At 46.8% G+C, this 21,678-nt stretch carries 15 protein-coding genes; 6 read left to right on the top strand and 9 right to left on the bottom strand.

Annotated elements, in window-relative coordinates; genetic code table 11:
* The first annotated feature begins 31 nt into the window (after positions 1-31).
* The 4 genes from KD145_RS24725 (at position 32) to KD145_RS24710 (ending at position 3,083) form a co-directional block, all read left to right on the top strand.
* Entirely contained in the window at positions 32-847 is an 816-nt protein-coding gene (locus KD145_RS24725; protein ID WP_212002508.1) for an AraC family transcriptional regulator, read from the top strand.
* A 141-nt stretch (positions 848-988) separates the two neighbouring features.
* Positions 989-1,687: a hypothetical protein gene (locus KD145_RS24720; RefSeq protein WP_212002507.1), complete on the top strand. Its 699-nt coding sequence runs from the start codon at positions 989-991 to the stop codon at positions 1,685-1,687.
* Positions 1,684-2,649, top strand: a complete 966-nt coding sequence (locus KD145_RS24715; protein ID WP_212002506.1) for a c-type cytochrome — start codon at positions 1,684-1,686, stop codon at positions 2,647-2,649. The genes KD145_RS24720 and KD145_RS24715 overlap by 4 nt, the downstream gene beginning before the upstream one ends.
* A 20-nt stretch (positions 2,650-2,669) precedes the next feature.
* A complete protein-coding gene (locus KD145_RS24710) occupies positions 2,670-3,083 on the top strand; it encodes a DsrE family protein (RefSeq protein ID WP_212002505.1) in 414 nt (137 codons plus the stop codon).
* A gap of 101 nt (positions 3,084-3,184) precedes the next feature.
* Here KD145_RS24710 and KD145_RS24705 read toward each other — a convergent pair whose 3' ends face one another.
* Entirely contained in the window at positions 3,185-3,424 is a 240-nt protein-coding gene (locus KD145_RS24705) for a GlsB/YeaQ/YmgE family stress response membrane protein (RefSeq protein WP_212002504.1), read from the bottom strand.
* Between the two features lie 96 nt (positions 3,425-3,520).
* Positions 3,521-5,941, bottom strand: a complete 2,421-nt coding sequence (locus tag KD145_RS24700) for a DUF5686 and carboxypeptidase-like regulatory domain-containing protein (RefSeq protein WP_212002503.1) — start codon at positions 5,939-5,941, stop codon at positions 3,521-3,523.
* A 349-nt stretch (positions 5,942-6,290) separates the two neighbouring features.
* Between KD145_RS24700 and KD145_RS24695 the strand changes: the two genes are divergently transcribed.
* Positions 6,291-6,977, top strand: coding sequence for a hypothetical protein (locus KD145_RS24695; protein WP_212002502.1), 687 nt, complete (start codon positions 6,291-6,293; stop codon positions 6,975-6,977).
* On the opposite strand, the gene KD145_RS24690 is transcribed toward KD145_RS24695, so the two are convergent.
* Both KD145_RS24690 and KD145_RS24685 read right to left on the bottom strand, forming a co-directional pair.
* Positions 6,965-8,446 (bottom strand): rhomboid family intramembrane serine protease, encoded by a 1,482-nt coding sequence (locus KD145_RS24690; protein ID WP_212002501.1) that lies wholly within the window; start codon positions 8,444-8,446, stop codon positions 6,965-6,967. The genes KD145_RS24695 and KD145_RS24690 overlap by 13 nt on opposite strands.
* A gap of 124 nt (positions 8,447-8,570) precedes the next feature.
* A complete protein-coding gene (locus KD145_RS24685) occupies positions 8,571-9,689 on the bottom strand; it encodes an alkene reductase (protein WP_212002500.1) in 1,119 nt (372 codons plus the stop codon).
* 102 nt (positions 9,690-9,791) lie between these two features.
* On the opposite strand from KD145_RS24685, the gene KD145_RS24680 reads away from it, so the two are divergent.
* On the top strand, positions 9,792-10,727 hold the full coding sequence (locus tag KD145_RS24680; protein ID WP_212002499.1) for a LysR family transcriptional regulator: 936 nt from the start codon (positions 9,792-9,794) through the stop codon (positions 10,725-10,727).
* A 60-nt stretch (positions 10,728-10,787) separates the two neighbouring features.
* Here KD145_RS24680 and KD145_RS24675 read toward each other — a convergent pair whose 3' ends face one another.
* From KD145_RS24675 to KD145_RS24655, 5 genes are all read right to left on the bottom strand, one after another.
* Positions 10,788-12,704 carry a SusD/RagB family nutrient-binding outer membrane lipoprotein gene (locus KD145_RS24675; RefSeq protein ID WP_212002498.1) on the bottom strand — a complete coding sequence of 639 codons (1,917 nt, stop codon included), beginning with the start codon at positions 12,702-12,704 and terminating at the stop codon, positions 10,788-10,790.
* 18 nt (positions 12,705-12,722) lie between these two features.
* Entirely contained in the window at positions 12,723-15,839 is a 3,117-nt protein-coding gene (locus KD145_RS24670) for a SusC/RagA family TonB-linked outer membrane protein (RefSeq protein WP_212002497.1), read from the bottom strand.
* 122 nt (positions 15,840-15,961) lie between these two features.
* Positions 15,962-17,149, bottom strand: a complete 1,188-nt coding sequence (locus KD145_RS24665; RefSeq protein WP_212002496.1) for an ROK family transcriptional regulator — start codon at positions 17,147-17,149, stop codon at positions 15,962-15,964.
* Between the two features lie 281 nt (positions 17,150-17,430).
* On the bottom strand, positions 17,431-18,420 hold the full coding sequence (locus KD145_RS24660) for an AraC family transcriptional regulator (RefSeq protein WP_212002495.1): 990 nt from the start codon (positions 18,418-18,420) through the stop codon (positions 17,431-17,433).
* A gap of 176 nt (positions 18,421-18,596) precedes the next feature.
* On the bottom strand, positions 18,597-21,488 hold the full coding sequence (locus tag KD145_RS24655; RefSeq protein ID WP_212002494.1) for a triple tyrosine motif-containing protein: 2,892 nt from the start codon (positions 21,486-21,488) through the stop codon (positions 18,597-18,599).
* Between the last annotated feature and the right edge of the window lie 190 nt (positions 21,489-21,678).

Here is a 21,678-nt window from a genome sequence, read left to right as displayed (position 1 = left end):
GCTGCATTGGGTTCTCCTCAAGCGCCTGAACATGTTTAAAGTCCGGCATTTTCAGCCTCATGGGTTGCTTCACAACTACATTCGCTCCTATCAGGTCCTGGAAAGCGATTTCCCGGAAGAAAGCAACAGGCGCATGACCCTTTTACCACACTACAGCCAGCACCTGTTATTTAACCTCGGACAGGAAAGAACCGTCTATGATGTACATCACCGGCAATACCTCGCTCCTGCCATCGTAACAGGACCACACGACAGCATCTGCGAATGGTATATTGCACCAGGCATGAAACATCTGGTGGCCAGCCTTCAACCTGGCGCCTGGTACAGGTTTTTCAGGATTCCGCCCCATCTGTGCTGTAACAAAAGCACCGACCTGTCTGTGTTCCTTGGCCCGGAGATCCTTGAAACAGGGCATCGTATCAGGGCCTGTAACAATCTCGAGCAACAGATCCATATCCTGGAATCCTATCTTCTGGAACAGCTGAGCGCACAAAAACATTTCGCCGGAAGAAATATTGAAGAAGTCATACGGCTCATCCTGGCGGCCAATGGTAATATCACCATCCGGCAACTGGAAACAGCCGTATTCCTTACCAAACGTACATTGGAACGTACTTTCCTCGAACAAACCGGGCTGCATCTGAAAATGTTTTGCCGTATTGTACGTTTCCGGAAAGCTATTGAATACCTGACCAGGATGCGCTATCCTCATTGGGGCCTGCTGGCAAGTCAAACCGGGTATTGCGACCAGACCCATTTTATCAATGAGTTCCGCTATTTCACCCGTTGCCTGCCCCATCAGTTTTCAGATGCGCTGCAAGACACAGACCAGCTGTGGACGCTATAAATTTTGTCACTTTTATCCGACAGGACGCTGCTTTAATTATCTACATTTATTTCCCGTTCTCTTCAGGTATCTGCCCACATCTTATGGGAAAGGCGCCTATTATAAATAGCCGATCCTTGTACACCTCTAAATTCAAATGTTATGAACAATCCAAGTAATGGGGGTACCAACCGCCGTGATTTTCTGGGGAAGATGATTGCAGGAGCGACCATGCTGAGCATACCTTCCATTTCCTTTGGCATCGGGACTGCTGTAGATCAGGAAAGCAAACATATGAGCACCAACAGTGCTGAAAACTGGCTAAGTAAAATCAAAGGGAAACACAGGATGGTACTGGATGTTCCACAACCCCACGGAATATATCCCTTCGCCTGGCCCAGGGTATTTCTGATCAGCAATCATGCTGCCGGTACACCCGAAAAAGATTGTTGCGCTGTAGTGGTACTACGGCATGAAGCGATCCCTTATGCCCTGAAAAATGAGCTATGGGAAAAATATAAATTGGGTGAAATGTTCAAAATAGATGATCCTAAGACCAAAGCGGCGGCCACACGGAATCCTTTCTGGGAGCCTAAACCAGGTGATTATACTGTCCCTGGCATCGGCAATGTGGCCATTGGTATTAATGACCTACAGTCCAGCGGTGTACTGTTCGGCGCCTGTAATATGGCGATTACTGTGTACAGTGCTGTGGCAGCACAAAAAATGTCTCTCGATCCCCAGGCAGTGAAAAAAGAATGGACAGATGGCATGTTGCCTGGTGTACAGTTGTTGCCTTCGGGATTGTGGGCCATCACACGTGCACAGGAGAAAAACTGTGGTTATTGTTTTGCAGGATGAAAAAAATAAAATGGCGTACGGTAATACTATTAGGACTGTTGGCCGTAAGCCTGGTATTGGTGATCAGACAACTTCTACGCCGCGCCAACGTGTGGGTGGAAGGTGAGGAAGATCTGTGGATGGCACCGGATACCGCCTCCATTCCCCATACCACCGAAGGCGAGCAGATACGATATGGCCGTGAACTGATCGCGCATACTGCGCAGTATCTCGGTCCGCATGGCCGTGTAGCAGCCATCAGCAATGGTATGAATTGCCAGAACTGCCACCTCGACGCCGGCACCAGGCCCTGGGGTAACAACTACGGCAGTACAGCCACTTTGTATCCCAAATTCAGAGCCCGCAGCGGCACAGTGGAGTCGATAGAAAAAAAAGTAAACGATTGTTTTGTCCGTAGTCTCAATGGCCAGGCACTCGACAGCAACAGCCACGAACTACAGGCCATCATCGCTTATATACACTGGCTCGGAAAAGATCTGCCCAAAGGCTATAAAACACCCGGCAGCGGTATCAAAGACCTGGAATATCTTCCAATACCGGCAGACACCTCGAAAGGCAAGATCGTTTTTCTGCAAAAATGCCAGCGCTGCCATGGCCCGGATGGTGCAGGTGAACGTAAACCCGGCAGCACAGAATACCTGTATCCTCCGCTCTGGGGTCCAAACAGTTATAACACCGGAGCCGGACTATACAGAATATCCAGATTCGCCGGTTATGTCAAATATAACATGCCGCAGGGCATCGATTACCAGCATCCGCAACTCAGCGATGAAGAAGCCTGGAACGTGGCGGCTTTCGTCAACTCACAGCCCCGGCCGGAAAAAGCATTCCCGGCCGACTGGCCCGATATCCGTACTAAACCGCCTGATCATCCTTACGGCCCTTTCAGCGATACTTACTCCGCTATACAACACAAATACGGGCCCTTCGGGCCTATCGCCCGGCAGCATAAAAAAAAGTAATCCACCTAAAAATGATCATTATGAAAAAGCTGCTAATCACTTTTACACTTTTACTGGGTTACATTTTCTGCTATGCACAAGCAGACTATAAAGTAATCTTCGATATCACCAGTAAAAACCCGGATGCACAAAACACCATTATACGGCAACTCAATGGTATCCTGAAGGGCAATCCCAACGCACAACTCGAAGTAGCCGTATACGGAGATGCCCTGGACATGGTACTAAAAGATAAATCAAAAGTGGAACCCGCCATCTCCGACCTCATCAAAAATCATAAAAACCTGAACATTAAAGTATGTGGCGCCACCATGAAAAGAAACAACAAAAACGCCAGTGAACTGATTCCCGGCGTACAGGTTGTGCCCGACGCCATCTATGAAATCATCACCAAACAAAAAGAAGGATGGGGGTATATTAAAGTAGCAGAATAATTTTCAAAACAAAAAAGGAAACAACAGGCATTTACGTATATACATAAACGTTAAGCGCCGGCCATTTTACGGCCGGCGCAATTTTTTTTGACAATCTGTTATCATCCTCGCTTTACCAGCCGGACCAACCATATCAGAATGACAGACCCTACCAGGGCAGTTATCAGCGACCCTATCAGGCCATTGCCCATATGCAGGCCCAGCTTACCAAAAAGCCAGCCACCCAGCCAGCCGCCAACAATACCCACAAGGATATCTACAATTATCCCGAACCCTTCACCACGCATCAGTTTACCGGCAAGCCAACCGGCAATACCGCCGATAATAATAGTCCAGATCATAAAATAACGTTTTAATGTTACTTCAATTTAGGCATAATTTTCATGTTATTTAATCTTTTTTGTTAATGCGTATTATTTTCCGGGACAGATAGCACATCAGAACTGTAATCTGAAACTCCCAAACACACCAAAACTGCTGTAAGACACATTTCCCTTCTGCGGATAAAGCCGCCATACAGCATCTACCCGGAAGAAACGAAGAATGTTATCAAAGCCGGTACCCAATTCGGTATATACTTTCCCATCCAGGGAACGCATACCATAACGGCCGTATTCTATCTGATTGTATACGCGGTTAGCATGAGACAGGTCCCCTATTACAGCTTTTGCATTCCAGAACTGACGGATACCCGTTTTGCGCATAAAAGGCAACAGGTTCAGTAGTTTGCCATTGAAGTTATGTTCTATGTTGAAGCCCGCATAACGGTCACTCACAAACTCATATTTATTCATCAGGCTGAAAGCATCTTTATTATAATAGTAGGTTTCATTACCCGGATGGATCTGCAGTAATACAAACGGTAGTTTGTCTGCAAAAATCCTTCCGGCATAAACCATGTAATTCACGCGTCCCCAGCGGTTAAGCGGAAACTGCTGCTGTATACTGAAATTAACTTTATGATACTGATACCGGCTGTTGAGCACACCGGATGGAGCAATTGCATAAGCCACATCAATCACCGGCAGATTACTCTTTACTCTGCGTGTTTTGCGGAAAGTGCGTATTTCCTTCTCACCCGGAGCATACCGTAAGCCCAGCCTGAGCTCAGCATTCACGATATGGCTTCTGTCATTGGGAGATGACCGGAATATACTGTGCGGTGGCAGCGGATCATAGGTGATATACTGGCTTCGCGAAACAGTGCCCTGCAGAGAAAACTGCTCAGGGAACCGCTTCCTTACCGTCAGCTGCATTTCCTGTTCGCGGATAAATTTCTGCGGGATGCCATGCCGGCGTACCACCTGGCCAAAGATGTTATCCAGAGATACCTCCTCTCCGTTAAAGCCGCGCTGATTATTATCAAGATCGTCTTTGTAGGAAGCCAGCGTACTCCAGCCATTATCACCGGGCCATATATAAGACACTGCCATTTTCCCTTTCAGGGATTCATCTTTTGTACCGTAGGCCAGATAACCATACAATCGCAGATTACGGCTGAACTCTGGTGTAGTGCCCAGATCAAAACGGAAACGCATCCCTTCTATCCTGTTACGGCTGATCCACTTATACCAGGGGCCTATTTCTACATTACCCATTTTAATATGCCCATCCACCAGGAAGGTAAGCGTGTTACTGAGCTTTTTAAAAGAAGGCATCGATTTTAGTGTATCCACCAACGTTATAGCATGTTTTTCATTGGTAGTCAGTGGATCAGGGCGGTGTTGTTCCAGATAACTTTTGCCGATGACAGTGGCACTGTCTGGTATTACTACTTCTTCCTTACGGCGGTTCTCGTTCAGTTTCCGGACGATAAAATCCTGGTCCACAGCGATGTTATGGTACAACGTTGTTTTTCTGCCGATAAAGGTTGTTTTTCCTTTCCCCAGAAAAGCCAGTTCCACGATAAAACGGTCTTTGGTCACCACCCATTCTTTTTCGTTGCGCTGGCTGAATTCCTGGATAATGTCCAGTCTTTTTACGAAGTTAATGTTCACTGCTCCTGACACCGAAAGGCTGATCTTCTGCAAAGCCCAGGTGGAAGCCTGTATCCAGCAGTCGCCGGAGAAAAGGTTTTCTCCTTCCCGACGGGGAGTAAAGGCAAGGTGAAAATATTGCTGACCGTTTTGTATAACGGTGTCCAATCCTTTGTAATGATAGTAGCGGTCGCCCACGCTGCTCACCGGGCTGATAAATTCCCGTCCGAAGATATACAGGTAGTTATCATAGGTATTGATTTTCTGGTTGATGCCTCCCAGGTATTGCATCACCGACTCATTTTTGATACCGCTGGTGTTTAAGGCGCGGATCTCTTCCCTCACTTTGGCCGGAGAGCCGGCCACATAATAATCGGAAACGGATTCGCTGAGAAACACCGGCAGGAAAGGCTTTGTTTCGGAGGTGGTATCTACCCGCTGAGCTACAAAGGCATACGGTTTCATGATACGCGAACGTTCCCAGCGTTGTTTGTTGATATTGGAGAGATCTATCTCCAGCTTATTATACAGTTCTGCGTAATAACTATTGTAATGTCCGGGTGCGTTCTCTGCCCGGTGAGCTACTACCTGCCGCCACCATACCAGCCCCTTGTCCATTTTGGCTTTTACCTCTACGCCCACGTTCATGGTGGCTTCCAGCGGTATCACCAGCGGCACCTGGTCTGTAGCTGCCAGCGGTATAGCTTTCGTAACATATCCCACATAGCGGACAATAAGCGTATCGCTGGTCCGTGTGCTTCTTTTTAATTTAAATTCGCCGGCACTGTCTGTCATTACGCCATGATCGGCGTATTTCCAGTACACGGTAGCATATGGTAATGGTTCCTCTGTGAATTTGTTCACCACCTTTCCTCGGGTCATCGCGGAACCTTGTCCACAAACCATTCGGGCTGACAACAGTAAGCAAAAAAACACGGCCCATCCCTTGCAAGTACAGATAAAGGTTTGCAGCATCAAAAGCAGTTGTAGTACTATTAAGACGATAAATAATGCCACCCCCTCCATTGCACAGACAGAAATATTGAATGAGTAATCCCGGTAGTTGAAAATATGCTTGCTCCCGTTTAAATGATTTCCGCTGTTGTCACATTATGCCCACCTTTAACCCATAAAATCAAAATATAAGAAAAGTATGAAGCCATTACTATTTCTACTGTTAATATTAACAATACCTTATCAAGGCAGATGCCAAACAGGTAAGACGTATTTAATGCCTCAGCTGGCCAAAGGGGATTCACTGGCCAATATTTATTCGAGGACCATTACCTATTCCGGAGACAGTTTCGCCCCCCTCGTATTCAGAATCAGTGGTACCAGCACCTATCAGGTGACAGACAACAATCCCCTGAAACCGGTATTCCAGGAAGCGGACCTCTACGACGGCCGGCCCATCAGCCGCTCCGTTTCCGTCATCGGCCTGGACGGCAACAATACCTACCAGGATAAAACCTATACCAATACCAGCGCCAGCAGCCTGTTGTACAACGAATTGATCTGGGGCCCCATACCTGCCAGCGTCCGCGAAGGAGATACCTGGCAAAACAAAATTACCATCCCCTGGGAACTGGGCGGTGTGGGCACACAAACGGTAAAAGTCATCTCAATAGATGAACAGCATCAAACCATCACCCTGCAAAGAGAAGGTCATAGTGAAGGGCCACATGACAACGATCCCAAACAACTCGACATCACTACCCTGGAAGGGAAAAAACTACGGCTGCAGCTCAAAACCGGCACATCCCACTGGACAGGCATTACCACCTTCCGTAAAGGCATCGTAATCAGCGATGAACTGATCGTCACCAGGCCCGTCCTGCTTTCCGACAAGGACGCAAAATTTAACGGCTATCACCGGGAATACATATTATTGAATGCTATGCCATATCAGTCTTTATAAACAGCCAGGTCACGGTGCTTCCGGTAGTACAGTATGCCCAGCAGTATACCACATGCCAGCCCACCCAGATCGGCAGCGCTATCGGAAGTACCTTTTAAGCCCAGCAATAGCCCTAATACCACCACCGCCAGGCACCCTATCGCATACAACAGATTGGTACCAGTATCTTTCGAAAACACACCAGCAAAAATAAATACCAGCAAAAAGCCCCAACAGCCCAACACCGCTCCGGAAGCCCCGAAGAACAGATAGTCAGGATTCATAACTATACTCATAATATTTCCCGCAAGCCCGCATACCAGCCATAACAACAGCCACTTCCATTTCAGCAATGGCTCCAGTATATAACCTGCCAGGTAAAAAACCACGGTATAGAAGCCCTGTAAAATGGTAATGTTCAGAAAAATACTGAGTAACAACCGCCACCACTGACCACCCTGTACCAGTGGCCGCGAACTGGCGCCCAATGCTGTCAGGCCATAGGCCACCGCATGCGTTATCAACCCGAAGAACAAAGAAGAACCCATCATCCAGGCAAGCAGATGGGTTGCTGGCCACCTCCAGTCTGGTGGCTGTTTTCCGGCCATCTGCTCCGGTATCTTTAACTCCGTATACAGGCACATAACCAGCCAGAGTGCCAGGAAAGCGGCCACCGTACCAAAGATCCAGGGCAAAAAACCATCCGCCCTTATACCGAACGATTCCTTCACAGGCATCAGCACTATATTTTCCGGGGCCTGGAACCAGAGATTCCTGGCAGCTGCCTGCAGAAACAAAGGCCGCTGATTCGTATTACCCAACCGCTCGAGATAAACAAAATCCTTTAAATCAGCAGCCTGAAATTGCTGTTCACACAACAGGGCATACTGGCGGCATTGCCGGTCTTTTTCCTCCTCCGATAAACGGTTGCTGATCGTTGCCCGATACCTTACACCGTACCAGGCCGCACACTGGGTACTGACGGTATCCCGCACATCGTTCAATAGCGGAGCGGCAATATAAATGTGGTAAACATACGCTGTACTGTTTTTGCCTTCTATGGTAGCATACGACCATGAGGAGGCACGCCGTTTGTCGATATACAGTTTATTGACCTGATAAGCATCAGCGTGATATTGTGTGATTTCACTGATAGTGTTCAGTTTTACCAGACCTTCATTTAATTTTCGTATATACGATTGCGTTATCACGGAAGGAATGACCACTCCCAGGATCACCACAAAATAATACAACCCATCAGCCTTCTCACGCAACGAAAACATTTTGATGCGGGGCCACATCCATACCCAGGCTGGCACTAAACTCAATACAACCGGCAATCCAACATCCAGTATTTCTTCCCTTACCGGGAAAACAGCATAATGGGTAAACAACAGCCAGTTCAGGAAGCTGTAGCCTGTTATAAACAACAGGAGTATCCACAGAAAAGGAAGGAAAAAAGTCTTTATCCGGTAGATTTTGGGAGACATAGGGAGTCGTTATCTACCAAAGATAACCACTGTTGCAGAGATATGGCAGCAACGGTTACACAAAACGGCCATGGCTGATCCGGCTTTGCGGATCAGCCATGGCCGGGCTTATCATGCCACTATGCTATGCTTGTGCCGATGCCGGCTGCTGATAAAAGCTGTAATCAATATATCCTTTTTCGGTACCACCGAAGAAGGTGGTCCTGTCGGGTGTATTCATCGGGAGATCGTGTTGCAGGCGGTAAGGCAGGTCAGGGTTGGCGATAAAGGGTCTGCCGAAACCGATCAGGTCTGCCCATCCTTTCTGTAATGCCTCTTCGGCCCTGGCTTTGGTGTATTTACCGGAATAGATCATCGTGCCGGAGAAAGCCGAACGGTAGGCTTCCTTGAAACCGGCAGACATTACAGGCGCCTCTTCCCAGTCGGCTTCCGCAACGTGGATATAGGCGACGCCTATTTCATTCAGCATTTTAGCGGCCGCGATGTAGGTTTCTTCCGGATGGTCGTCCTGCGCGCCCATCAGCGTGGTAAGCGGCGCCTGACGCACGCCTACTTTTTCTTTGCCGATAGCGTCGGCCACAGCGGTCACCACTTCTTTAAGAAATCGTAATCTGTTTTCCAGGGAGCCACCGTATTCATCAGTACGATGATTGGTTTGTGAGTCGATGAATTGTTCTATCAGGTAACCATTGGCCCCATGCAGCTCAATCCCGTCAAATCCGGCAGCGATGGCGTTTCTGGCAGCTTCAGCGTATTCTTTAACGATGACTTTGATTTCAGGGATGGTCAGTTCCCGTGGCATGGAATGCTGTTCCATAAGCACACCGCCGGCAGGTCCTTTGCTGGTAGCTGGTATCGCGACTTTTACGCCTTCGGCCAGGATAGCGGAGGGAGCCACAGGTGACGCCCCGTCCTGCTGCAGCGATACATGGGATAACCTGCCCACATGCCATAACTGGGCAAATATGCGTCCGCCTTTCTGGTGTACGGCTGCAGTTACTTTTTTCCAGCCGGCTACCTGTTCGGGGCTATAGATACCAGGTGTCCAGGCATAACCCTGGCCCTGACGGCTTATCTGTGTGCCTTCCGCGATGATGAGGCCGGCAGAAGCTCTTTGTCCGTAATATTCGGCCATCATATCGGTGGCAGCATCTCCTTCACCAGCTCTGGAGCGGGTCATAGGTGGCATCACGATTCTGTTGTTCAGTGTAATTTTTCCTACTGTATGTTGTGTAAAAAGCATGTCCAAATTCGTTTTAAAAATTTCACAGGACAAAATTCACACAGATAACACTATCATCAAAATAAGTTAAATTGTACCTTTGCATCAGAAAAATGATAGATCATGAATCTTAATATGGAATGGCTGCGGACCTTTAAAACCATCTATGAGAAAGGTACCCTTACCGCGGCAGCACAGGCTTTATATATTTCGCAACCCGGCGTCAGCCTGCACCTCAATTCCCTGGAGGCGGCCACCGGCTACACCTTATTTGACCGCTCTGCCAAAAAGATGGTCCCTACAGAAAGGGCTAAAGTGCTGTACAACTTTATCCAGGAGCCTATGGGCCGCCTGGAAATGGCTGAACAGGTGTTTCACCGCAGCAGCCGGGAAGGCCGCGCCACCATCAGCATCGGTATGTGTTTCGAGACATTTCAGTTCACCCTCGAAAGATATATTTCTTCCCTCCCGTTTAATGTGATCGTCAAATTCGGTTTATACCCCGAAATGATCCATGACCTTGACAAAGGCGTGCTGGACATGATCGTGACGCCGGAAAAAAGTGATCTGCCCAACCTCGAATTCAAACCTTTCTCCAAAGAAAAAATCGTGATGGTATGCGGTTCCAGCACCAATATCAAACAGCTTAAAACATTACTGAAAGATGCCACTGTAAAAGACGAACGGCTCAAATCAGCCAGGATAGCCGAACTGGAGCAATGGCTCAAACAACAGATATGGTACAGCACCGCTGCTGATATGGAACATCTCAAACGTTTCTGGAAGTTGAACCTGCGGCAGAACATCGACTTCAAGCCCAACTATATTGTGCCCAATATCAGCTCTATTGTACGCTGCCTGGGTGGCAACGAAGGGTTTGCCATCATACCTGATTTTCTTTGCCGGGATGAGATTAAAAGCGGTAAAATAAAGGTAGTATGGGACGGGGATGTTTGTGTGGAGAACACACTTTATTTCGGGTCCAGGAAAAAAACCATCTACTACAAGGAAATAAAAATGGTGGAAGATATCTTCCTGAAAGAAATGGCGGCTTTATAAATAAAAGGGGCTGACCATGATGTGGTCAGCCCCGGTGACAGTTATGGTTTAGGCAAAAAATTATTGTTTTTTAGCCCACCACAGCGGCGTAGTGATTTCTTCTGCACCACCCAGATTTTGTACGGCCTGATCATATCCTTTCGGATTGGTATTTCTTACCAGAGCAGGATACTTGATACGCTGCGGGAAATTCTTCACGCTGCTCGTCATGTAGTTGGAAGAGCTGAGGGCCGGCAGACCAGGCAGTGCCTGTTCTACGTTCGGATTCTCGAAGAATGGTAATCCCAGTCGGCGCTGATCATTCCATGCTTCCAGCGGTAACCATGGCATTTGCGCAATATATTTCTGCGTAATGATTTTGGTCAGCTGGTCATTTTTCGCAGATCCGTTTTTATACAGATTGTTAACCGGATATTTGATATCCACAGTGCCGGCTGCGCCGGTATAACCATTTTTGAAGTTCATGGTATGGCTTACCGGAGGCTCAGCAATATGGTCAAAGTTTACGGAAGTACCTACTGTGTTGTAATCGCTGGAAGCCAGGTAGGTTCCCAGGAAGTTGGATACGCCCCAGTATTCGAAGTTCAGCGCGATACCTTTTTCATAGGCTGCTTTGGCAGATACCGGAACATTCCATCCTCTTACGGCTGCTTCTGCAATCAGGAACTGTACTTCCCATGGAGCAAAGAAGATACGTTTGCTGGTGCTGCTGCGGAACTGCTGCGTCATGCGGGGATAAGCCGCAGGCCAGAAGTAGGAACGGTTGTTGGTTCCTTTATCACCCCAGTCACCGTTGGTAGAGCCATTCCAGGCCATTTTACCATCCAGTAATACAGCAGTGTCTGTAGAATTTTTCATCAGCGGACGCGCTGTTTGTTCCCATGCCTTACGGTTCCAGGAAGGATAGCGGCAGAAGTTAGGATTGGAGAAATCACCACCAGGGATAAACGCTTTATAGGCGCGTGGATCGATGGTCTGAGGCAGACCGTCAAACCAGAAACCAGCCAGCGGATCATTGGAAGTAGTCGGGAAATGGTCGGTCAGTTGCAGACCTGCCCAGTCAGCTGGTCTGATATAAGGCTGGTAAACAGCATCAGTCAGCTGGTCAGCAGTTTTAACACCACCTAAACCGTTATAGAGGTTCTCCATGGTAGTAGACATCATCTGCTCATTCCACTCGCGGCTCATTACACCGGTCAGCGGGTCCCATCCTGGTTTTTCCTGTACCTGGAAAGCCTGGCTCATATCAGTGATCAGGTCACCGGATACTGCAGCTTCAAACTCTGCTTTGGCTTTGGCAGGATCTGCTTCAGATAAACGCATGGCCAGACGCAGACGCATGGAGTTAGCATAACGCTGCCATTTTTTGAAATCGTAGTTATATGCAGGGTCCAGCTTTTTCATGGCTTCTGTAGGAGCCTGGTCTGTTTTCAGCTTGGCACTGGCATCTTTCAGTTCAGCCAGCAGATAATAATACACATCCTTTACACTCGCAAAGTCAGGATTAGTGCTCTTATAAGCATCTATAGCAACAGGACCATAGTTGTCGGACAGTTCGCTCAACAGATAAGCACGCCAGATACGGGCTACCTGCAGGAGATTGCTGGTATATTCATTAACAGAGCCGGCCTGAATTTTCTGCTCACTCAGCTGAATGGCAGCATTAATGCTGGTGAGCCAGCCAGTACAGGAAGTATAATAAGCATTGGACCATTCATCATTTCCGATACCGGAAGTAATACCATCATCCAGTTGCTGGTGAGCAGCGGCTTTCCAGATCAACACGAAGGAACGTTCAGCTACGCCCGGGTCCATCTGTGCATTGATGATAGAACCATTGATCAGAAACTCTTCCTGCACCTGGCTTTCATTAGCTTCCTTCGGGTTTTTGTTCAGGTCTTCAAATTTATTACAGGCAGACAACAGCATGGAAAAAGTTGCCAGTGACAAACCTGATTTTATGAGGATTCTTTTCATTTCAGTTGCAATTAAAGGTTAGAAACTAAGGCTAAGGTTCACCAGGAAAGAACGGGTGGTTGGAGGCGCACCATTTTCAAAACCGGTAGCGTTGGAACCTATCGCAAATACAGACTCAGGATCCAGTCCGTTCATATGGCTGGAAATCATCCATACGTTATTGCAGGATACTCCAATTTTCGCTGCCTGTATAGGCATACGGCCAAATACTTTTTTAGGCAGACTGTAGTTCACCTGCACATTACGCAGACGGATATTGGTAGCATCATAGATATTCATCTCACCAGCACCCAGGTTACCACTGGTCACTGCTCTCCAGTATTGCTGCTGTGTGATGGATTTTGTATTAGGCGCATAATTGCCACCTCCGTTGTCTATTACACCAGATACTACCATGTCGTTTCTTACGCCACCAGGTGCAGTTGCAGCCGCAGTACCGGATTTTTGCATAGCCAGTTGGGTAACGGAATACATCTCGCCACCAATACGTGCATCCACGAGGAAAGACAGGCTGAAGTTTTTGTAGACGAAATTGTTGGTAATACCTACCATTGCTTTGGACTGCTGATTACCCAGCAATACACTCTTTCCGTCGATAGAAGGAAGACCGTTTTTATCTACTATTACCTGACCGTAATAAGGGCTCTTCACATCCGTTACGCGGCTCAGTTTACTACCGTAAATATCACCATACAGGCTACCGGATTTAGCCAGGATAGACACGGCATCAAAACCACCCAGCGGATAGATATCTATACCTGCAGCACTGTTGATATCAATAATTTTGTTACGGTTGATAGAGAGGTTACCGGAAACATTCCATACCAGTTTTCCTTCGTTCAGGATTTTAGCATCTGCCATGATCTCGATACCACTGTTCTGGATATTACCTGCGTTGATTTTCCTGTAAGCATAACCACTGGCAGGATCCATAGGTAAATCGATTAACTGATTGGTCGCATTGGTTTTGTAGTAGGTAAAATCAAGTCCAAAGCGGCTGTCCACAAAACGGAATTCAGCACCTATTTCCTTTGATTTGATCAGCTCACTCTTTACATTCTTATCGAAGAAGATATTCTTCCTGGCGGCAGTAACATTACCATTCGGATCTTTACCAATCACATAGGTATTATACAGCTGATAAGGGTTCATATCATTACCCACAACAGCGTAGGAAGCTCTTACCTTACCATAGCTCAGCCACTCAGGCAGTGATTTGATGTGCTCAGTGAACAGGTAAGACAGACTTACGGAAGGATAGAAATAAGACCTGTTATCAGGGCTCAGTGTAGAAGACCAGTCATTACGCGCTGTTACATCCAGGAACAGATAACTGTCCCAGTTAAGGCCCATTACACCATACAGGGAATTGATCCGGTGATCAAACTGTTCATCGGTAATACTGGGGTTACCAGCAGAGTTGTTGATCATAAAGAGGTTAGGCACCACCAGCTCACCGGTAGAAGTAGCCAGACGGGTACTCTTCTGTTTCATCAGGTTACCGCCAACGCTCACAGTACCACTCAGTTTACCAATCAGGTTATCTTTTTTGGCAGTGATGAGTGAACTGTAGTTGATTTCAGAAAAAGTCTGTTTTCCGACACTGTAAGCACCATTAGGAGATGAAGGACTACCTACATATGTTTTGCTATCGAAATTGGTAGTATACATATCACCACCCGCTTTTACTTCCGCATTCAACCAATCAGTGAATTGATATTTCACACTACCGTTCATGATAAAACGGTTACGGATATCCTGGTTAAGCATATACTTGCTGGACCAGTAAGGGTTTACATCATTACCATTGGAATACCAGCGCATTTTACCGAATTCATTCAGCGGATCTTTGAACTGGGTAACATCTATAGAAGTAGGCATGGTATACAACAGGGTAGCGTAGTTTCTGGCGTTAGAACCTGTGGCAGGTCTGTTTAACGCGTTGGTATTGTTATACTGTACCTTGAAGTCGGTGGTCAGCCTGTCCTGAGCGCCAAATTTGCTGGTAACCCTGCTGGTCAGGTTTACGCGGGAATATTTGGTACCAGGCACCATGCTCTTGTCGTTCATATAATTCAGGGAGGTGTACACAGAAGTTTTGTCCAGTTGCTGCTGGAAAGAGATATTCTGGTTATGATTCACACCTGTACCGTAAAAGCTTTTTGCATTGTCGTAATAACGAAGTGCTTCTTTTTTACCATCCCAGTTGGATATTTCCTGGCCTTCGATCTTCGCACCCCAGCTCGCACTTTCTGTCGGGCTGAAAGAGCCATTTAAACCTTGTCCAAAGGTTTTCTGGCGTTCAGGACGCATGAAAATGCTTTCAAAACCCAGTGTAGACGATACCGTGATACCTACACCATTGTTTTTCTTACCGGTTTTAGTGGTGATGAGGATCACACCATTACCTCCACGGCTACCATACAGCGCAGCAGCAGCAGGGCCTTTCAGTACAGACATGCTGGCGATATCATTGGCGTTCAGGTCAGCCAGACCGTTACCCATATCTGTGGAAGGATTCCAGTAATCGTTGGTACCGTCTTTACCACCTACTACGCCCACGAAGTTATCGATAGGTACTCCGTCAACTACGATCAGTGGCTGGTTTTTACCTGTCAGGGAATTATTACCGCGCAGGTTGATTTTGGAAGAACCACCAGGGCCGGTGCTGGAGCGGTTGATCTGCAAACCTGCCACCACGCCGGTCAGCGCGTTAGTCACGTTCGTTTCATGCGCCTCTACCAGCGTGTTGCTTTTTACTTCCTGCATGGAATAACCCACGGATTTTTTCTGACGGCTGATACCCAAAGCGGTTACCACTACTTCATTCAATCCTTTGGAAGCATCTTCCATCACCAGGTTCAGATTACCACCTGCTGGTACTTCCAGTTTGGTAAAACCAACACTGGTGATCACCAGGGTAGCATTCGAACCCACCTGCAGGCGGAAAGCACCTTTTTCATTGGTGGTAGCACCATTGGTAGTACCTTTTTCAAGTACGGTTGCATAGATAATAGGAGCGCCGGAGCCATCCTTCAGGGTACCGGATACCCATTTTTTCTCCTGCGCATAAACGCTTTGACAGCAGATGGCCACTAAACAAGTTAGCAGCAAAAAGCCTAACCACCTTTTCATTGCGGTAAATTTTGATTTTTATGAAATAAATGAAGACACAGTTTTGTTACAGCACACGAAGCCCCATACAGCCTTCCGGTGCCGTTTTATATTTGATGATCCTTAAAAAATTAAAATGATGCTTATTTCAGTTGGCCTCTGTCCATATTTTCCATAACAAGTGCTGCTGCACCTAATCTCTCCGCAGCATAGCCCAGCGACGAAATTTTTATCTCTACATTCTCAGCGATTTTTGGTATACAGTGCTCATTCAATGCATGCTGCACGGGCGCCAGCCATAACTTGCCGGCCTTCGTTCCCCGTCCGCTCAGTATCACCAGTTTAGGGTTAAACAGATGGATCAGTATCGCGATCCCCCTGCCTATATGATACCCTGCCTCCGACAATAACTCTACCGCATATTTATCTCCCTTGATCGCCGCATCCATGATCTGATGATAAGTGGCGATCCTGTTTTCCATTGACAGATTTTTCATAACAGTGGTCCTGCCATCCCGGATACCAGCCATCGCTTTTTCTGCAATCACCGACAACGATGTTTCCGTTTCCAGACAACCCATCTTACCACAACTGCAGATCTTATTGTTGGTGAACAAAGGAATGTGACTGAATTCACCGGCAAAACCGTTTTCTCCGCGGAAAAGGCTGCCATTCAATACCATGCCCAAACCAATGCCCCAGCCAATATTCACCACCAAAGCATGCTGCCGGTTGCGGGCCTCACCCAGCTTCCATTCCGCCAGTGCTATCAGGCTCGAATCATTATCTATAATCACCGGTACACCGGTCACCAACTCCAGATATTCGTTAATACTGTTGACAGACGTGTCAAAAAAAGAATAGTTGACACCCTTTGTGACATCTACAAATCCCGGCATGCCAATACCAATGCCGGCAAACTTATCTCTGGGAATACCCGATTGCTCAATGACCTGCTTCAACTCCTGCCCCAGTATGGAAATACCATCCGGATGAGCAGATAAATTCAATTCCAGTACGTGCTCTTCTCCGATCAGTTTGTTGCCCATGTCCAGTATACATATACTGGTCATAAACTGGTCCATCGCCACAGAAAGTATATACATGTAATCCTGCCGCACAGAATACATCTGCGGCCTGCGCCCTCCGGTAGAAATGGCATACCCCGATTCCATCACCAATCCCTCTTTCACCAGCTCATTTAATGCCTTGGTTGTATGCGGAAGACTCTTGCCGGTCAACTGCGTCAGGTCGGTACAGGACAACTCCTTGTTGAAATAAAGGTGTTTCAGTATTGTCTTCTTGAATAACTCTTGGCGATCAGACACCATCTTGATTGATAATTTTGCACTGGTCACAATTTAATAACAAAGCGATCTTTCTATACGTGAAAATCTGGTTCAAGATAGGTAAACTTTCTAAAATTGAACAAGAACTTTCATGAAAATTTTAATTAGTTCGATATAATTATCAAAATTTTGCGTGAAGTTATTATGTAATTGTTAATTCTGTATTAGAAATAGATAACTATGATGTAGTAACTGTGATTTAATGTGATGAATACTGATACTCCTGATGAGCGAAGACAAAGGGGAAGGGATATTTATTGTTATTATTTTATTGTGCCAGGGGTAACACCAAACTTCTTCCTGAAAGCAGTACCAAAATGCTGGACAGAGGAATAACCCAGTTCATCCGCCACGTCTTTAATAGCTTCGCCGGAAAGGATACGCTCCCTGGCTGTATTTAACCGTACATCAGTAAGCAACCCGAAAACCGTATTATTAAACAGTTCCTTAAATCCGTTCTTCAGCTTGAACGTATTGATACCGGCGATAGTCGCCAGCTGCTCCAGGGAAGGAGGTTCCGCCATATGTGACAGCAGATATTCATGTGCATAAAGGATACGTTCCTTTTCATAAGCCGAACGGATAACCGTCTGTGGCTGCCGCTGACTAACCCTGTCAAAAGCCTCTGCCTGTAAGGTCAGCACCTCCATACACTTAGCTTGCAGAAACAACAACTTCAGTCCACCGGTAAACTTACAATGCATAATCTCCTGTAAACACTGGTGCATTGGAAGCGTAATAGGCATACTTTCCTGTCCCAGATCACCATGCCGGCCTTTATCCACATTCTCCAGAAAACGTTGCATCGTCTCCGTGGTATGCTCTGCCAACTCTAAAAAACGACTGCGGGAAAAATGAATCTCAAAAAAACGGAAAGGTTGGTCATTCGCATAACTGATGCTACAGTCAAATTCGGGGATATATACAATGTTATGCTCATTCGGACGGAAGTGGTAAGTCCGGCCACAGGCATGGTTTTCCAATATCCCTTCGCCCCCCAGGGAAAAATGCAGCTCCACCGTATCCGGCATATCCATAGACCGGATCCTGAAATGAGAATGTTTTAACTGCATATCTCCATACACAATGTAGATGTCGGGCAATGAAAGCTCCACCAGCTCCAGGTTGCCAAAAGAAAAGCTGAGCTTCTCCCTCCGCTCCCTCACCAGTAACGGCTCCTGACCGCCGCCCGGCACAAAAGACCGGCCAAGCTCATGCCACCCTCCTTCCTGATCATTTACTATCATTCCCATAAATACTCCTTTAGATATTAAAAATTTCCCTGTCTCACACCGCTTTCACAACTGCCTGACGATAAGCCCGGACAATATAGCCATTCCTGTTACCACAGCCGGCAAACATACAGGCAGAACGCCCAGGCTGGACGTTCTCAAAAAATCTCTTCTGTTGATACGCATAATACATCCCGTTATATGGTATGAAAAAAATCAGTCATCTGCTGTTCGGTAGGCAGGTTCAGTTTCTTCCGCAAACGATATCGTTTGATCTCCACACCCCGCACGGATATAGCCATCAGCTGCGCAATCTCCTTACTGGACAACTTCAGCTGCAGGTAAGCACACAACTTCAGATCTGTATTGGTTAGCACCGGATATCTGGTCTTCAGTTTCTTCAGAAAATTATTGTTGATCTCATCAAAATGTGAAGCAAACTGTTCCCAGTTGGCATTATTCTTTTCCACATCACCCAGCAATAAAAGCGCATTTTTGATTTCCGGATTGTTACCATTCTTTTTGTAAACGCTGGCCAGAATGTCTTTTACCTTTACCAGGGCATCTTCTTTTTCTACGAGATGCAGTGAAGCATCTGCCAGAGCGTTGTTTTTAAAGCGGATTTCACTGGCCAGTTTTTCATTTTGTAGTTCAATGATCTCCTTTTCATTTTTCTCCAGTTCCAGCTGATGTATATATTTAAGACGGTTCTGTTCTTCATCAAAACGGCGCTGCTGCAGGGCCAGGTTCCGCTGCTGCCAGCGATGCAACAGATACAGCAATGCCAGGAACAACAGTCCGTAAATAATATAGGCCCAGATGGTTTTGTACCAGGCAGGCATTACGCTGAAACGGTAACTAATCACTTCCGATTCATGCCCCAGGTTGTCATGTGCTTTTACTTTGAACACATAACTCCCTTCTGGCAGGTTGGTATAGTCTTTCTCCGGTCGTGATGACCAGGCCGACCAGCGGCTGTCATAGCCTTCGAGCTGATAACTGTATTCAATATTGTTTTGTTGTCCGTATGCCGGTGAACTGTATTCAAAATGAAACGAGTTGTATCCTTTTGGCAGGGACATCACCTGTTGTTCTCCCTGACGGTAACCTTTGGTGGTCCGGTCGAAGTAGCCGCCAAATATCAGGCTGTCGGATTTTCCGAGGGCTCTCACCTGTCCCAGCAGAATGTGTACATTTTGTTTGTTGCCTGCATATTTTTCATAATTCAGTTGGATCATGCCTTTTTCGGAGCCGATGAAAATATTCTCCTTATTATAAGGATAGATGTTTTCGAAGCCCAGCAGTATTTTACCATCCAGTTCCGGGATATAGGTGATGGTAAAGGGTTTGCCGGCAGAAGGCTGATGAAAGTTGACCACACCGATTTTTTTTCCGCTGCAGAACCAGATATTGCCCTCCGCATCTTCATTCAGATAACGCACCTCCATATCACCAAATACCGGCTTCAGAAAAGCAGAAGGCACAAAACGTCCGGTAGTGGCATCAAACTCATAGATCCCTTTAACGGTACCAAACACCACTCTGTTTTTCACTTTAAAAACAAAGTTATTCAATGCAGAAGGCAGGCCGGCACTGTCGGTAAACAGCTGAAAGGACAGCGTTTTACGGTCAGGGGCCGGATGCAGCTGATAAACACCGCGGTAAGGATGGGAAGCCCAGATGGTATTGTTGTTGTCTATTTCCAGAAAACGGATGGATTCCTGCAGGCCGGGTACCATTCCTTTATCTGTAAACCGGCCCTGGTCATACTCCAGCAGCCGCAGCCCGGCATAGGTACCTGCCAGCACCTGAGCAGACGGATATACCGACGACATAGGCTTAAACAACCAGGTACCCGGTCCGTAAGCCAAAGGATGACTGCTATTATTGTTAACTTCAAAACAACCAATATGCTCCCCCATCAACAGCTGTCCGTTAACTTCATCGAAACGCCATACCTCATGCTGCCCGCTGGCAATACGGGTAAAATCACCTTTCGAAAAACTCAGATCACCGCTGCCCGACAAGGGTACATAATAGGCACCGTCTGAGGTGGCGATATATAATTGTCCTTTGTAGATTCTGGCCGAGTAACCAGATACCTCATTGGTTTTACTAGGACTGATATATTTAATAGCAGCATTATAGGCGATAAAACTGATGCCGTTATTTAATCCTGCCCACAGGTTGTTATCCCTGTCGAGGAAAACACTGAGCACATTATTATTCTGCAGTCCTTCCGTCCGGGAGATCTTTTGTACAATGCGTCCGTTAAAATCCATGACCAGACAGCCTTCTGAAGTGGTGGCTGCCACCAGTTCACCCGCGTTGATCCGGGTACATACCGACAGGTTCACATTGACCGGGGGCCGGCTGTCCTGGCGATAAAGAGCACCCTGAGCATCCAGTAAAAAGAGACCATTGGTCTGAGTGGCGATCAGCAGGCTATCGTGGCCGATTGACAGCATGCCCGAAATCAGCACATTATTCATGGGCTGCTGCGTGATCACCCGTTTCCATTCATTCCGCTCCAGTTGCAACAGACCGTTGGTCTTATCTTGTGCATACAGTTTGTTACCCGCTTTTCGCAGATACATCCATTCGCTGGTGGTAGTATATATCTTGATGCTGTTGTTGCGGTACTCCATGATACGGTCCGACGCCTGGAAAAAAACCGATTCCCCAAACAGCTCTATCCTCCAGATATCCGCGAATCTGTTCTGCGATTTTGGCAGTAATTGTTTGAGGGAGGTATAGGTGAGTACTCCGTTTTTTCCCTGGGAGAAATACCCGATTTCATCCTGACCACCCACATATACGCGGTCGGCGCTGTCCATGGCCAGCGCCCTGACAATGGTCTTATTCGGTAACGGATATACGTTCCAGTGACTACCGTCGTAAGTCAGCATGCCTTCATTGTTGGCGAAATACATCATCCCCCTGCTATCCTGACGAATATCCCAGGTCTGCGTGCCTGCCTTAAAATCAGTTTTGCTGTAATTAATGATCTGCGGTAACCCTATTGTATTCTGTCCGGCACAGGTAAACGTGTATAGGCATAATAAGATAAGCAACCCTACTTTTCTCATGAAATGAAGATATAAAATTAGGATGATGTAGTAATGATGTAGTGGAAATTTATTGATAATCAACAAACTGAATAATTGTGATGTAGTAGAGATGTACTGCATTTGTTTGGGCACCAAAAGAGATCCTATAATTTTACCACATCCAGAACAACAATCCTGTCAACTAAAATCAAAACCGGAATCTCTAAAA

The sequence above is a fragment of the Chitinophaga sp. HK235 genome (assembly GCF_018255755.1).
Classification (GTDB): domain Bacteria; phylum Bacteroidota; class Bacteroidia; order Chitinophagales; family Chitinophagaceae; genus Chitinophaga.
Note: the sequence above shows the minus strand (reverse complement) of the source record. Positions and strands in the feature narration are given on the sequence as shown.

What these genes read in the sequence shown, in the direction of transcription:
- KD145_RS24725 (WP_212002508.1), top strand. Translation starts at nt 32, where the DNA reads ATGTTTAAAGTCCGGCATTTTCAGCCTCATGGGTTGCTTCACAACTAC.
- KD145_RS24720 (WP_212002507.1), top strand. Translation starts at nt 989, where the DNA reads ATGAACAATCCAAGTAATGGGGGTACCAACCGCCGTGATTTTCTGGGG.
- KD145_RS24715 (WP_212002506.1), top strand. Translation starts at nt 1,684, where the DNA reads ATGAAAAAAATAAAATGGCGTACGGTAATACTATTAGGACTGTTGGCC.
- KD145_RS24710 (WP_212002505.1), top strand. Translation starts at nt 2,670, where the DNA reads ATGAAAAAGCTGCTAATCACTTTTACACTTTTACTGGGTTACATTTTC.
- KD145_RS24705 (WP_212002504.1), bottom strand. Translation starts at nt 3,424, where the DNA reads ATGATCTGGACTATTATTATCGGCGGTATTGCCGGTTGGCTTGCCGGT.
- KD145_RS24700 (WP_212002503.1), bottom strand. Translation starts at nt 5,941, where the DNA reads ATGACCCGAGGAAAGGTGGTGAACAAATTCACAGAGGAACCATTACCA.
- KD145_RS24695 (WP_212002502.1), top strand. Translation starts at nt 6,291, where the DNA reads ATGCCTCAGCTGGCCAAAGGGGATTCACTGGCCAATATTTATTCGAGG.
- KD145_RS24690 (WP_212002501.1), bottom strand. Translation starts at nt 8,446, where the DNA reads ATGTCTCCCAAAATCTACCGGATAAAGACTTTTTTCCTTCCTTTTCTG.
- KD145_RS24685 (WP_212002500.1), bottom strand. Translation starts at nt 9,689, where the DNA reads ATGCTTTTTACACAACATACAGTAGGAAAAATTACACTGAACAACAGA.
- KD145_RS24680 (WP_212002499.1), top strand. Translation starts at nt 9,792, where the DNA reads ATGAATCTTAATATGGAATGGCTGCGGACCTTTAAAACCATCTATGAG.
- KD145_RS24675 (WP_212002498.1), bottom strand. Translation starts at nt 12,704, where the DNA reads ATGAAAAGAATCCTCATAAAATCAGGTTTGTCACTGGCAACTTTTTCC.
- KD145_RS24670 (WP_212002497.1), bottom strand. Translation starts at nt 15,839, where the DNA reads ATGAAAAGGTGGTTAGGCTTTTTGCTGCTAACTTGTTTAGTGGCCATC.
- KD145_RS24665 (WP_212002496.1), bottom strand. Translation starts at nt 17,149, where the DNA reads ATGGTGTCTGATCGCCAAGAGTTATTCAAGAAGACAATACTGAAACAC.
- KD145_RS24660 (WP_212002495.1), bottom strand. Translation starts at nt 18,420, where the DNA reads ATGGGAATGATAGTAAATGATCAGGAAGGAGGGTGGCATGAGCTTGGC.
- KD145_RS24655 (WP_212002494.1), bottom strand. Translation starts at nt 21,488, where the DNA reads ATGAGAAAAGTAGGGTTGCTTATCTTATTATGCCTATACACGTTTACC.